Annotated in this window: 11 protein-coding genes; 8 read left to right on the top strand and 3 right to left on the bottom strand. The window is 46.0% G+C overall.

Annotated features, from left to right (window positions below; all coding sequences use genetic code 11):
* The first annotated feature begins 80 nt into the window (after positions 1–80).
* The 4 genes from NSS82_RS01485 to NSS82_RS01470 all read left to right on the top strand — a co-directional run bounded on the left by NSS82_RS01485 (position 81) and on the right by NSS82_RS01470 (position 5,082).
* Positions 81–1,070 (top strand): LacI family DNA-binding transcriptional regulator, encoded by a 990-nt coding sequence (locus tag NSS82_RS01485; RefSeq protein WP_076101123.1) that lies wholly within the window; start codon positions 81–83, stop codon positions 1,068–1,070.
* A 31-nt stretch (positions 1,071–1,101) separates the two neighbouring features.
* Positions 1,102–2,097 (top strand): N-acetylglucosamine kinase, encoded by a 996-nt coding sequence (locus tag NSS82_RS01480; protein ID WP_076107306.1) that lies wholly within the window; start codon positions 1,102–1,104, stop codon positions 2,095–2,097.
* Positions 2,098–2,103: 6 nt separating this feature from the next.
* On the top strand, positions 2,104–3,414 hold the full coding sequence (locus NSS82_RS01475) for a 6-phospho-beta-glucosidase (RefSeq protein WP_076101120.1): 1,311 nt from the start codon (positions 2,104–2,106) through the stop codon (positions 3,412–3,414).
* A gap of 189 nt (positions 3,415–3,603) precedes the next feature.
* Positions 3,604–5,082: an alpha/beta hydrolase gene (locus NSS82_RS01470; RefSeq protein WP_076107304.1), complete on the top strand. Its 1,479-nt coding sequence runs from the start codon at positions 3,604–3,606 to the stop codon at positions 5,080–5,082.
* Here the strand turns inward: NSS82_RS01470 and NSS82_RS01465 are convergent.
* Both NSS82_RS01465 and NSS82_RS01460 read right to left on the bottom strand, forming a co-directional pair.
* The gene (locus tag NSS82_RS01465; protein ID WP_249267709.1) at positions 5,064–6,101 is read right to left on the bottom strand and encodes a MerR family transcriptional regulator; all 1,038 of its coding nucleotides are present in this window, start codon (positions 6,099–6,101) and stop codon (positions 5,064–5,066) included. The genes NSS82_RS01470 and NSS82_RS01465 overlap by 19 nt on opposite strands.
* A 395-nt stretch (positions 6,102–6,496) precedes the next feature.
* Positions 6,497–7,837: an aminotransferase-like domain-containing protein gene (locus NSS82_RS01460; RefSeq protein WP_076107303.1), complete on the bottom strand. Its 1,341-nt coding sequence runs from the start codon at positions 7,835–7,837 to the stop codon at positions 6,497–6,499.
* Between the two features lie 142 nt (positions 7,838–7,979).
* On the opposite strand from NSS82_RS01460, the gene NSS82_RS01455 reads away from it, so the two are divergent.
* On the top strand, positions 7,980–8,903 hold the full coding sequence (locus NSS82_RS01455; RefSeq protein ID WP_076274141.1) for a DMT family transporter: 924 nt from the start codon (positions 7,980–7,982) through the stop codon (positions 8,901–8,903).
* Between the two features lie 96 nt (positions 8,904–8,999).
* Here the strand turns inward: NSS82_RS01455 and NSS82_RS01450 are convergent, their stop codons facing one another.
* Positions 9,000–9,647, bottom strand: a complete 648-nt coding sequence (locus tag NSS82_RS01450) for a hypothetical protein (protein WP_076107301.1) — start codon at positions 9,645–9,647, stop codon at positions 9,000–9,002.
* A gap of 160 nt (positions 9,648–9,807) precedes the next feature.
* Between NSS82_RS01450 and NSS82_RS01445 the strand changes: the two genes are divergently transcribed.
* From NSS82_RS01445 to NSS82_RS01435, 3 genes are all read left to right on the top strand, one after another.
* A complete protein-coding gene (locus NSS82_RS01445) occupies positions 9,808–10,545 on the top strand; it encodes a response regulator transcription factor (protein WP_076107299.1) in 738 nt (245 codons plus the stop codon).
* On the top strand, positions 10,523–11,875 hold the full coding sequence (locus tag NSS82_RS01440; protein ID WP_076107298.1) for a sensor histidine kinase: 1,353 nt from the start codon (positions 10,523–10,525) through the stop codon (positions 11,873–11,875). Before NSS82_RS01445 ends, NSS82_RS01440 begins: the two co-directional genes overlap by 23 nt.
* Positions 11,876–12,786: 911 nt before the next feature.
* On the top strand, positions 12,787–13,542 hold the full coding sequence (locus NSS82_RS01435) for an SDR family NAD(P)-dependent oxidoreductase (RefSeq protein ID WP_038568170.1): 756 nt from the start codon (positions 12,787–12,789) through the stop codon (positions 13,540–13,542).
* Positions 13,543–13,584: the final 42 nt, after the last annotated feature.

Genomic DNA, 13,584 nt, shown 5'->3' with positions numbered 1-13,584 from the left:
CGTTTAGCGGACAGTCTGCCAACCCTGTATACTGAAAGTAGAAAACAGGATCGGAAAATCTGCCGTGAGGAGAATTAAAGATGAAAGTGAGTATTTTTGATGTAGCCAAAAAATCCGGATTATCCGTTGTAACCGTATCCCGGGTGTTAAATGGGGCCGAATCGGTGCGTGAGAATAATCGCCAAAAGGTACTGGAGGCAATTAAAGAGCTGGATTACCGCCCTAATGCTGCGGCACGCAGTCTGGCAAGCGGTAAGACGGGAATTATCGGCATTATTGTCACTACCCTGCAAGATTCCTTTTTTGACGCAGTGGTCAAAGAGCTGAATGAAATATTAGCGATGCATGGTTATTTTTTAGCCATATCTATCTCAACAGGCATCGAATCGGATGACAGCCATTATTTAATTCAGGAGGATCGTGTAGACGGCTTAATTCTGCTCTCTCCGATGGAAGAGGACAATTATATTGTGGAGTTAAAACGGCGGGGTATCCCTTATGTGCTGATAGATAATCAGAAGCCCGAAAATGATACCTACTCCATCACGATCGACAACTTCAAGGGGGGATATGCAGCTACGCGTCATCTGCTGGAGCTGGGACATACTTCAATCGCTCATCTCTGCGGTCAGGAAATGTTCCGGAGTACGCGGGAGCGGCGCAGTGGATTCCTACAGGCGCTTCAGGAACAAGGGCTGACCCCCTTTGAGATCGTACCAGGTGATTTCGATATTGGGATGGGATACGATACCTGCAAACGTTGGCTGAAGGAAGGAAAGCTGCCCACCGCCGTATTCGCCGGGGATGACAATATCGCGCTAGGAGTCATCAATGCCCTGATGGAAGCGGGTATTCAGGTACCCGAAGAGGTGGCAGTGGTCGGCTATGACGATCATTATATTGCTTCACAGCTTCATCCACATCTGACAACAATACGTCAGCCTGCGGATAAAATCGGGCTGGCAGCCGCGGATATGCTGCTCAAACGCATCTCTGGAAAGATGAAACGCGGAGCCGGGATGCGGATTGATCCGGAACTTATCGTACGTGAGTCTACCGGAGCTGAGTAGATTAAATTTTATACACTAGGAGTGACGACCATTGACTTACTACTTGGGGATCGATGGGGGAGGCACGAAAACCTATGCTCTGCTAAGCGATGAACATGGCAATGTTCTTGGTAAAGGCAAGAGCGGTAACGGCAACCACCAGACAGGCGCCCTTGAGGCCGCCAACAGTATTCAAGAGGCCACATTCGGGGCACTGGCTGAAGCCGGACTCCGGTTGGAAGACATCCAGCATACCTATCTCGGACTTGCCGGTGCTGATCGCGAGGCCGACTACGCTATTCTCCATCCGATGATACGCCAGATAGGATTCACCAAATACACTATTAACTGTGACACTATGATCGGTCTACGCGCCGGAACGAATCGCCCATATGGTGTCGCGCTCATCTGCGGCACCGGCACCAATTCAGCAGGCAGAAACCTGCAGGGAGAGCATTATCAATGCGGCGGCTTTGACTATATGTACGGTGATTTTGGCGGAGGTGGCGCACTCAATATTGAGGTGTTTCGTTCCGTTATCCGAGCTTGGGACGGCCGGGAACAGCCCACCCTCTTAACAGGCTTACTGCTAAAAATGCTAGGTTATGAGGAAGTTGGGCATTTGTTTCACGATTTCCTCGATCATTGGAAAAAAGTCCCTGTAAATGTTGCTCGCCTGCTCTTTGAAGCAGCAGCTGAAGGCGATGCCGTAGCGTTGGAGATTTTACATCGGCAAGGGGTTGAACTAGGTAAGTCTGCGGCAGCTATCATTCACAAGCTAGGCATGGAGCAGGAGACCTTCGATGTGGTGCTGGCAGGAAGTCTGCTAACCCGAGGGGATCGCGGTTGGATTCGCCAGCCTATCGAGAAAGCTGTACATGCTGCAGCCCCTCAGGCAACCGTGGTTACCCTTGCCACAGAGCCTGTAGTCGGTGCAGTATGGTCAGCTATGGATCAAGATGGATTGGCCCTTAGTAGTGAAGTATATGACAAAATGCGGAAATTTCAGGATTATGAATCGATCAAACAAACTACAAGACAGGAGTGATTAATCTTGGCAGCTAACCAAGGATTAAAGATTGCAGTTATCGGTGGAGGTTCTTCGTATACCCCAGAATTAGTAGAGGGATTCATTCTTCACTATAAAGAACTTCCCGTGCGCGAATTATGGCTTGTAGATATTGAGCCTGGTCTTCGCAAGCTGAATATTGTAGGTAACTTGGCAAAACGTATGGTGGAGAAATCCGGCCTTCCGATTGAGGTTCATCTGACAACAGACCGCCGTAAAGCTATCGAAGGCGCCGACTTCGTCAGCACCCAGATGCGTGTCGGCATGCTTGATGCCCGTGCCCGTGATGAGTCGATTCCGCTCAAATATGGCGTTATTGGCCAAGAAACAACAGGTCCTGGGGGAATGATGAAAGCACTGCGCACCATCCCTGTTATTCTGGATGTATGCCGTGATATCGAGGAACTGGCTCCCAACGCATGGCTGCTCAATTTCACTAACCCTGCTGGGATGGTCACCGAAGCCGTTCTGAAATATTCTAAGGTTAAAAGTATTGGCCTGTGCAACGCACCTATCGGCCTGATCAAGCAAGTCTCTGCCAAATATAATGTAGCAGCAGACCGCGTATATGCCGAATTTGTGGGCCTCAACCACTTGCACTGGATTACTCGTATCGATGTTGAAGGTGAAGACAAGCTGGATGATATGCTTGCAGATACAACCAGCTACAGCGCTAAGAACGTACCGGCAAGAGAATGGAACCCGGAATTCCTGCAATCCCTTCATGCACTGCCCTCATACTATTTAAAATATTTCTATATGACCGATGCCATGCTCGAAGAGCAGATGGAATCCCATAAACAAGGCATTAACCGTGCTGAAGTCGTCAAACGTGTAGAAGAAGAGCTCTTCGAGCTTTATGGCAATCTAGAGCTAAGCGAGAAGCCGAAGCAGCTGGAACAGCGCGGCGGTGCTTTTTACTCAGAAGCAGCTGTTAATCTCATGAGATCGCTCCATAACGGATCAAACGACATTCAGACCCTAAATGTCGCTAACCGCGGCATATTGGACTTCCTGCCAGATGACGCCAGCATTGAAGTGAACTGCGTGGTCACCAAAAACGGCCCGCTACCTCTGCCACTGACCAAAATTCCAACCATGGCTAAAGGACTCATTCATGCTGTCAAAACCTATGAACAGCTGGCGATTGACGCCGCTGTAACCGGAGATCGCGCCCTTGCCCTTCAGGCGCTCGCACATCACCCGCTTGTTCCGTCCGTGGACGTAGCGATTCGGATGCTGGACGAAATGCTGGAAGCTAATAAAGAGTTCCTGCCGAACTTTTTTGCGAATTAATTCATACCTCCTATCGAGAAATAACTAAAAGAGACCGAACCCGGTCTCTTTTTTTTCTTGTTATAAATCTTAAATAATCCTCTAAATATAGTGAAGTCACAGCGAGCAATTGATTCTCCCCTAACAGGAGGTTTTATACTTGGATTCAGTACAGCAGCCAGAAAAGAAAACCAAGGAGGATTATAGATTATGAGATTACTTGAAATCACACTTGTCTTATTTAATGTATTGTTGTTGGGTTGGCTAACCTTAGGACGGCCCAAAACACAGCGCGGGTGGCTGATCGGCGGCGGGATTTCTACTGCTTTACTGCTTATCCATGCATTCGTGGAAGGGTTGCGGTGGCCGATGATTCCAGTGTATCTGATCACACTATGGGCAATCGTGGGCGGAACAAGACTTTTCTTCCGATCCGCAGCAAAGGCAGCAAGAAAACCGCAACGGCGTTGGAAAACACTAGTGCTGACTGGAGTTGGGGCGGTTTATGCTGCCGTTTCCATTGCTCTGCCCCTCCTGTTCCCTGTATTTTCTTTTGCGGAGCCCACAGGTCCTTACAAGATAGGAACCGTCACCTACCATTGGACCGATTCTGCACGGGAAGAAAAGTTCACAGAAACATCCGGTGACTCCCGCGAATTAATGGTGCAAATCTGGTATCCAGCAAGTTCAGAGTCTACAGGGAGCCCGGCGCCATATTTATCTGATCCTACTCCGTATATAGAAGGGCTGCATGAATTTTTACAATTGCCGGAGTTTTTATTCTCAGGATTAAAACTGGCCAACACCCACGCTATTGCGAATGCCGGTTTGGCAGATACGGAAACTAAATATCCGGTGCTTCTTTTCTCACATGGATTTATGGGCTACAAGAATCAGAACACCTTTCAAGTCGAGCAATTGGCAAGCCACGGCTATATTGTCGTAGGGATTGAACATGCTTATAGCAGCGTAGCTTCGGTATTTCCAGACAAGTCTGTGGTAACGTTTGATTCAGAAGGAAAAACAGGCTATGAGCAAATGAAGTATTCTTTTATGGATCGGCGTAATGAAGTCTGGGTAGAAGATGCTAAGTTTGTGCTGGATCAAATGGAGACCTTATCTGCGGACGATCCTAGTGGTCTGTTTACAGGCCGGATCGATCTTGAACATATGGGTATGTTCGGTCATTCCTTTGGGGGAGCCACGACGGTGCAGATGCTGATGGATGATCAAAGAATACAAGCAGGCATTGATATGGATGGGGTACTTTACGGTGAAAAACGGATTCCTGCAGACGGCTTGAAGAAACCTTTTTTGCTCATGAGTGCCGATGACACCTTAAAAGGAGTAGACCAAACCAGCGATGCTGAAATCGCCGCACTACGGACGGATAGGAAAGAGATTACAGCCTACTATAATGAGCTATTCGCCCGGTATGAGCCAGTAACTGCAGGCGGGAACTATTGGCTGACTTTCAAACAAAGCAAGCACATAAGCTTCTCAGATCTATATCTGCTTACCCCCTTGTTTGAATGGATGGAACATGTGGATGTGCGCGGAACACATGAGCTGATTAATGAGTATACGCTGGATTTTTTTGACCATTATTTAAAAGGACAGCCCTTGCAATATTTGAATAACAACCTGGGAGACCATCCGAAGTATACACTTCAACAAGGTGCGGAATGAGAATTCTCCTGCGCAAGCTTCCATTCTAGCCCTTCCATCAGCAAGGCGTTGCCTCTCACAATAACATCCCATTTGGGATTGAGGAGCAAGCATAGTTTATTAAAGCGTTCTATCCGTTCGGTAACAGCAGTTTGCATCAAATGAGCATATTGGCGGAAAAAGGCAGCTTTATCGCGGAACTGCTCTGGACCTGCATACATCATCACAAAATCTTCAACAATTGCCTGTACAACAGCGCTGTCTGCTGATAGTTTTTGTTGCAAGGCTGCTTCTACCCGAATTCGGATATTCTCCAGCGTCCGAATCCAAACCGCAGCGGGAACGCGGGGATGTCTAACCATATTGAAAAAAGGCAGCTCAAATCGGACAAGCTCCTCCATGTACTGTGTATCGTTCATAAGTGCTTGTAGTTCGTTCCAAGCTACGGTTTGCGCGGCTGTCACTTTGACTTCATTCATAATATATTTATTGAACAAATATAAAAAGGTATCCCGCCATTCGGACGGCAATTGACCGAGCGGCTGTATTTCTTCTATTTTACTGGAGATGAACTGGGTTCGCTTATCAGCATTCATGGACAAAGAGTCCACCAGCTCATTCATGTAATCCATGGAATCACCTGTTGAGACATGCTCTTGGGCTTGGCGCAGAATCGAAATCATATTGGTCAGCGTACTGACCTGGGTCTCCAAAGCTTCAATCTGCCAGTTGAGTGCTGTAGTGAGCTGGATTTCTCCAGCGATAACTTGGCGAATCTCGTCAATGCCGAAATCCAAATAACGTAACGTTGTGATCAGCCGCAGGCGGGAAATATCTTCAGGAGTATATAAACGGTGTCCGCCTTCGCTGTGGCTGGATGGTTTCAATAGATCGATATCGTCATAATAACGAACGGTTTTAATAGTTGTGCCCAGCAGCTTAGCCACCTCGCCGATGGTTTTCGTATCTTTACGCAAGTGATCACCCTTTTTGATGGAATCATACGATGTTGGAATGGATTGTACCGAAAGGAACGACAACTTTCAATTTGCTTGTTGCTGATACTCGCTACCCAAGCAAAGATGGATAAAGCATCTTGGTAATTTGCACTTAGCCAATTCGATATCGGACACAGCTGACCTTAAAAGCGGCTTTTTCCCACTTTTAGAGTGCTATCGGACCCCATAGCCGTTGTTAGCGTGAACACCACTCAATATGACCACTTTCTACTTGAATAGCGGCGCTGGGGTCCGAAACTCTGCTCCAAAGGCTAAAAAATAGCAAATAACGTCATCTGGGTCCGCATGACTCGGCGGAAGATTGCACCAGAAAATGTGTTCGGATATTTATAGAGAAACCAGGGATTACTGACCTTTTATTATAGATGGCTCCCAGCATTTCCACCATTATTATCCACTGATTTATCGCTGCGCTCTCAGCGTATTTCTTGCATTACCTGTTCAATGCCAGAGCGAATATCCGGCTCTTTTACACTGGATACATTAAGCTTTAGAATCTTCTCTTTATTAAAAGAGGGCAAATAACCGCTGTCCGCCATTTCGATGCGAATGAACTTTTTTTGCAGACGTTTGATCATCTGTTCTGTCTTTACGCTGTCACCAAGCTTCAGATACGTATGCACGCCAAGCTGGCCGGTTGGATGGTAAGAATAATGCTGTGCTGTTGCTGTATCTAACTCTCTCATAATCGATTCATGGAGCAGCGTGGATCTTTTTTCGTAGCAGGAACGCATCTTTTTTCGGTGGCGCTCGAACATTCCGCTTTTCAGATACAACTCCAGGGCAGCCTGAGACAGCATAGAGCTATCTATATCCATCAGTCTTTTGAATCGGTTAAAAGAGTCACACAGGACCTCTGGCAGTACAGCGACACCGACACGCAGGCCCGGAAAAATAATTTTGGAAAAGCTTTTCAAATAGATCACATGGGAAGCATCGTCATAAGCGTAGATCGGATCCTCTTTTGCATCCTGCTCCAAGTCCGCCATGTAGTCATCCTCAACGATGTACACATCGTATTTAGCTGCTAGCTGAGCAATCGCCTTCTTCTGGGTACGGGTATAGGAGACGCCAAGCGGATTATGAAATCGCGGGACGGTATAAAAGAACTTGAACTGGCCTGTCTTAAATAACCGCTCTAATTCATTCAAGTCAACCCCAGCGTCCGAACGCTTTATCCCCTCTGTCTCAATGCCATACGTCTTCAGATATTCCATAAACAACGGGTAACCCGGCTGCTCAATCAGCACTCGCTGCCTGCCATTCGGAAAAGGAATTCGGGTCAATACGCCAAGCGCCTGCTGCACACCTGAGGTAATAAAAATCTGATCCGGATTGGCAAATACCTGATAAGAAGCCAGATGGCGCTGCATTTCACGAATAAGAGAAGGAAGCCCCTGCGGCGTTCCATAGATGAACAAGTCATTGCGGTACATATCAATCGCTTTATTAATACAATGTTGGAAATCCAGATACGGAAAAATATCCGGGTCGGGTGCAGACACCGTAAAATCGATCCAATGTGCACCTTCGTCTTTTCGCTGTCCGCTTCGTTTCATGACATAATAACCACTTTTTGAGGCGGCATAGATTAAATGTTTGTCCTGAAGATCCTGCAACGCGCGAATAACCGTACTTTTACTACATCCATAACGTAAGGACAACTCCCGGATAGACGGTAATTTATCTCCCTCACGATACGTATCCTCGGCAATTTGCAATTCCAGCTCGTTGATTAACTCCGAATACTTATACATCCCTTTCACCTTCCTCCAAGCTTATTCTGTACCGGTACAGATGAATAATAATTACATTGTAGCACAGCTACTCTAGCCTTAGAATAAAGAGCAGAACAGGACCGGTACCTAAATGCGCGCAACACTTTGGAGGTCTTTACTAATGAATACATCTTCTACTCAAAAAGCGATAGCAGCAGCTGTCTTGAATGCTATTATTGTCGGGTTTTCCTTTATATTTGTAAAAATGGCCCTAACCGTCTCGGATCCTTTTGATACGCTAGCTCATCGCTTCACGTTATCTTTCCTTGCCGCTTCTTTATTTACTTTTCCAGGGTGGGGGCGGGTGAATTTTGGAATATCCAAGGCAGCAGTGATAATCCCACTGGCTTTAATGTATCCAGCGTTGTATTTCACCCTTCAAGCGTATGGACTTCTGTATACAACCTCCGCTGTAGCGGGTATTATTCAGGCGACAATGCCCATCTTCACCATCCTTTTGGCGGCGATGTTCTTGAAGGAAACCACGAGCAGCTTCCAAAAGATCTCTACATTAATCTCAGTTGCAGGCATTATTCTTATCTTTGCCATTCCAGGTTTGAGTATCTCTTCTTCTAGTCTTTGGGGCGTCTTGCTCATCCTAATCTCAGCTTTATCCCTTGCCGGTTATAATGTTGCGGCTCGAAAGCTGACACGTACCTGGAGTCCCAAAGAACTTACCTATATGATTACTTTATTCGGATTTATATTTTTTAATGGACTGGCGATCATTAAGCATGGTTCGGCAGGAACCTTGGATCAGTATTTCACACCTTTTCAAGAGCCAAAATTCATATTCTCCATGCTCTATCTCGGCGTACTCTCCTCCCTCGTGACCTCCTTCCTCTCCAACTATGCTTTATCACGGATGGAAGCTTCACGCGTGAGCATTTTCGGCAGTCTTTCAACAGTTGTCTCTATTCTCGGTGGTGTACTTCTGCTGAATGAGCAACTGGAATGGTACCATTGGACTGGTACAGTGATGATCATCGCCGGGGTGATCGGTGTGAACTGGCGGAAGCAAGTAAGGGCCAAAGGCAAAGCGTGAAGATTGATATGCATACAAAAAAGACACCCCGCGAGGTGTCTTTTATCTTTACCCTTTTCAGTATCTCTATTCTGTATCAAGCCTCGCTAATCGCCGTTATTTGGCTGTTTCAAGCTCCTTGATCTTCTCTTTATATTGGTCCAACAGATTAGCTAAAGCTTCCTTGATCACAGTCGCATCTTTGGATTTAGCGGCACTATTCAGATCATCTTGGGCTTTGAAAAAAGCTTTATCCGCGTCGCTAAGATCTGGAATGGAAATAGCAATTGAAGTCGCATCTACAGCTTTAATTGAAGTAGTGATATTGCTATCTACCTTCATATCATCGACTACAGGTACTACTTCAAGGTTACGACCAGCTTCAATATATCCCGCAGGTAGAGCTTCGATGGATAGTATTTCTTTTGATAATTGAACTCCCTCCACCAGTTCCGCAGGCACAAGCTCGGCAAGTGCGGTTACACTAAATCCAGCAACCTTATAATACTGATCCAAGGTGTTCTTCCAGTCTTCTTGGGTATTAGGTGCGTAGGTCTTAGCCAACTCCAGGGGATCTACCCAATCAATAGTGGTTACTTTAGTGGCAATTGTTCCTTTAGAGGCAGCAGTAACCACGGCTGCGGCCGTTGTTTTCGTGTTTCCGTCTTGTGCTCCACTTGCTGCGTTCGTTGCAGACGGTGCAGCAACGGCGGACACTAGCAGGGCGGACAGCGCTAACTTTTTAAATAACATCTGTTGATTCATAAATACAACACTCCTCGTCGATTCGAATGATCTTACAAGACCAAGCTTACAAAAGGGGTGTGGCAGAACATTGGTTAATTTGTGGAAAAACGATGGCAGCCGCCCCTACCCACCTCTGGATTGATATACTTGTAGGAGAATAATTTGGAGGTAACCCGAAATGAATAATCCATACCTCATTGCCGTAGTCGACGATGATGAACATATACGCAATCTTGTTGAAGCTTATTTACAAAAAGAAAATTACCACACCATCGGCCTTGGCAGCGCTGAGGAAGCATGGACCTTGTGGCAGACAAACCCCCCGGATATGTGGGTACTCGACGTTATGCTCCCCGGCATGGATGGTTATGAGTTCTGTAAAAGGATTCGTAACGAAGCCGAATTACCGATCATTATGATCTCCGCAAGAGATAATGAAGTGGATAAAATATTAGGATTGGAGCTTGGCAGTGACGATTATCTAGTCAAGCCGTTCAGTCCTCGTGAGTTAGTCGCCCGGATCAAACGGCAGCTTCAACGCTGGTACAAAATGAGTAATCAGGCCGAAAAATTGAACAGTCAGGCCACTTCCACCCGTCTTGAAATTGACCAGCTTCTACTATTGCCGGAAGAAAGACGTGTATTCTGGTGTGGTGAAGAGGTGGACTTGACCAGCAAGGAATTCACCATGCTAAAAGTATTCGCTGATGCCCCTAACCGGGCATTTACAAGAGATGAGCTGCTGAGCTATGTGTGGGGAGACGACTATTTTGGAAGTGATCGCGCCGTGGATCATCTAATTAAACGGATGCGCAAAAAACTGGAGCATTTGCCCATTGAGGCAGTATGGGGACACGGATACCGCATGAGAACAGATGGGGGTGAGCATACGAATGAAACTAGCACATCAGATTAATTTAGCCTTTAGTATTGCATTGGTATTGCTACTATCTATTACTGCTGTCGTGATCCATTTTGTACTGCTCAACCATTTTGTCGGAACACAAAAAGAGGATTTAAGAACCATTGGTGCAGCGATGTCAGCTACATTGACTGAAGAAAGTAAATACATCGGGGAGATTGGCACTCAGCTGGAAGCTCTGCCCGTGACCATACCTTCTCTAAGCACTGCAGGCGTCGAAGCCATTCTTAGCGATGAGACAGGAAAAGTCTTGTCCACATCATCAGAGATGAGTTCAATTGCAATAAACTACGATGCCAAGAGTGTCACAGGCCAAGCCACTGAGCTCCAGAACATTTGGAATGGAACAGATACACGGTATATTACTGAAGTGAAGGCTACACCTATAGGCACGCTAACTTTACTAACCCCTATGAGCGCAGTCACTGCTATTGAACAAGCTTTGCTCAGAAGACTGCTGATCGTTTTCAGTGCAGCGGGAGCATTTATGTTCCTATTTGGCCTATTTATCACCAAGAAGCTGATTCAACCTCTAATGAGGCTGCAACAAGAACTCCGCAAAGTCAAAGAACGCCACTTCTCAGATGTTAAATTAATTAAGGCAGGAGGGGAACTTGGCTCTGTCGCACAATCGGTATATGACATGGCAGATGAATTGAACCGTTTTAACCATGTGCAGAAACAATTTTTCCAGAATGCGTCTCATGAATTAAAAACCCCCTTAATGTCCATTTCCGGCTATGCTGAAGGAATCAAGGATGGAGTTTTTGAAGGTGAGAATGTAGTAAAAGGGCTAGACATTATCATGAGCGAAAGCAGCCGCTTGAAGAAGCTCGTGTCCGAAATGACTTTACTTGCGAAGCTGGACAGCGAGGAAGATATATTCAAGCCTACGGATATTTGTTTAAAAGATCTACTTACAGAAACCATCGAAAGAATGAACCCTCTATTGATGAAAAAAGAATTAACCCTCCATATCTCCCACGATCATCAAGATTCTCTTACGATTCGTGCGGATAGAGATAAGCTGCTACAGGCGCTTCTTAATGTAGTATCGAATGCCACACGTTACGCTAACCAACATATCTATATCCATGTTTCGGTCAAGGAGGGCCGGGCCCTGTTATCCGTAAGTGACGATGGTCCTGGAATTTCGGACGATCTGCTCCCCTATCTCTTCCATCGGTTTGTAAAAGGAAAAGACGGAGAATCCGGACTTGGACTGGCTATTTCCCGCGCAATCATCGAGCGTTGTGGAGGTCAGATCAGCGCCGGCAACCGAAGAAATGGCGGTGCGGTAATCTCGATGGGGTTACCTTTATAAATATTCAGAGGCTGTCTCAAAAGTAGTGAATTCTACTTGGGGGCAGCTTCTTTTTTATGGAATGGAATTGAAAAGAAAAGTAATGGATTTTACTGTGCCATATGACACTACGCGTAGTGTTCTATGATATTGGGTTGGGCGGTGGGCGGTTGGGCGGTGGGCGGTGGGGCGGTGAGCGGTGGAACGGTGGGGCGGTGAGCGGTGGAACGGTGGGGCGGTGAGCGGCGGTAGGCGTAGGCGGTAGGCGTAGGCGGTAGGCGTAGGCGGTAGGCGTAGGCGGTAGGCGTAGGCGGTAGGCGTAGGCGGTAGGCGTAGGCGGTAGGCGTAGGCGGTAGGCGTAGGCGGTAGGCGTAGGCGGTAGGCGTAGGCGGTAGGCGTAGGCGGTAGGCGTAGGCGGTAGGCGTAGGCGGTAGGCGTAGGCGGTAGGCGTAGGCGGTAGGGTTTAAACTAATTAGGGAAAAACTCCCTGAAAATAACCGATATTCGCTCTAAATGAACGAAATCAGGGAATTCTTCCCTAATAATTAGGGGGATTTCTTAATTAGTTACTAAATCGGCCGAAAATCAGGTAAGTTTTCCCTAATTATAAGTCTGATGAACAGAAATCTCTGAATTTCAGGGAGAAATTCCCTAATTACTCTATAAATACTTCACTTATTGCATCACTTGCAGCATCACTTGGTGCGCCGCTTAATTCAATCGCTCAACATCTACATAAGAGCCGGAATAGGCCTCATCAGCTGCTGAAACATTCATCATCACCCTCTATATTCATCTTGGTAAATGATGCCGTTTCTACTTCATGGTAAATATAGCTACTATTTTGGGTAATATATAGTCGAAGTAACAATTACACCTTACCTCGAATAAGAGTTAGATACTACATTTTTTCACAAAAAGGAGATCACAACATGAGCAGACTTGCAGGAAAAGTAGCTATTATTACTGGTGGAGCAGGCGGTATTGGTAAAGGAATGGCCTTGGCTTTTGTTAAAGAAGGCGCTAAGGTAGCCATTATTGACCTCAATGAAGAAACCGGCAAAGAAACAATTAAAGAATTACAAGAATATCAACCTGAATCTATCTTTATTCAAGCGAACCTCAAGGAACACGATAAAATAGCTCACCTTGTTAAACAAGTAGCTGATAAATTCGGAAAAATAGATATTTTAGTAAACAATGCTCACGCATCCAGAATGAAATCTATCGAAGAAACTACACAGGCTGATTTCGATTTATCTTTTGATACAGGCTTCTATCCAACCTTCTATTTCATGCAAGCAGCACTACCCTATTTAAAAGAAACTCAAGGTAAAATTATTAACTTTGCATCGGGTGCTGGCCTCAACGGTGACACCAATCAAGGAACATATGCTGCTGCAAAAGAAGCCATCCGTGGAATTACCCGGGTAGCCGCTAATGAATTTGGTCCATTTGGAATCAACGTAAACATCATTGCTCCAATTGCTAATTCCCCTGGCATGATTGAATGGGCAGAAGCAAACCCTGAGTATTACCAAAACATGATTTCAAAAATTCCTTTGAGAAGATTGGGTGAACTGGAAAGTGATATTGGTCGTGTTGCGGTATTCCTAGCGAGTGAAGATTCCGATTATATTACGGGCCAGACTATCATGGTAGATGGCGGATCTATTAAGCTTCGTTAATTTCAAGCAGATTCTCGTAGACCTTAAAATGAATAAATTTGA

It is taken from the genome of Paenibacillus sp. FSL H7-0735, from assembly GCF_038008505.1.
Lineage (GTDB): Bacteria > Bacillota > Bacilli > Paenibacillales > Paenibacillaceae > Paenibacillus_AQ > Paenibacillus_AQ odorifer.
This window is presented reverse-complemented; position numbering and strand designations above follow the sequence as displayed.

Coding starts and splice junctions, on each gene's coding strand:
- NSS82_RS01485 (WP_076101123.1), top strand. CDS start 81: ATGAAAGTGAGTATTTTTGATGTAGCCAAAAAATCCGGATTATCCGTT.
- NSS82_RS01470 (WP_076107304.1), top strand. CDS start 3,604: ATGAGATTACTTGAAATCACACTTGTCTTATTTAATGTATTGTTGTTG.
- NSS82_RS01460 (WP_076107303.1), bottom strand. CDS start 7,837: ATGTATAAGTATTCGGAGTTAATCAACGAGCTGGAATTGCAAATTGCC.
- NSS82_RS01455 (WP_076274141.1), top strand. CDS start 7,980: ATGAATACATCTTCTACTCAAAAAGCGATAGCAGCAGCTGTCTTGAAT.
- NSS82_RS01450 (WP_076107301.1), bottom strand. CDS start 9,647: ATGAATCAACAGATGTTATTTAAAAAGTTAGCGCTGTCCGCCCTGCTA.
- NSS82_RS01445 (WP_076107299.1), top strand. CDS start 9,808: ATGAATAATCCATACCTCATTGCCGTAGTCGACGATGATGAACATATA.
- NSS82_RS01440 (WP_076107298.1), top strand. CDS start 10,523: ATGAAACTAGCACATCAGATTAATTTAGCCTTTAGTATTGCATTGGTA.
- NSS82_RS01435 (WP_038568170.1), top strand. CDS start 12,787: ATGAGCAGACTTGCAGGAAAAGTAGCTATTATTACTGGTGGAGCAGGC.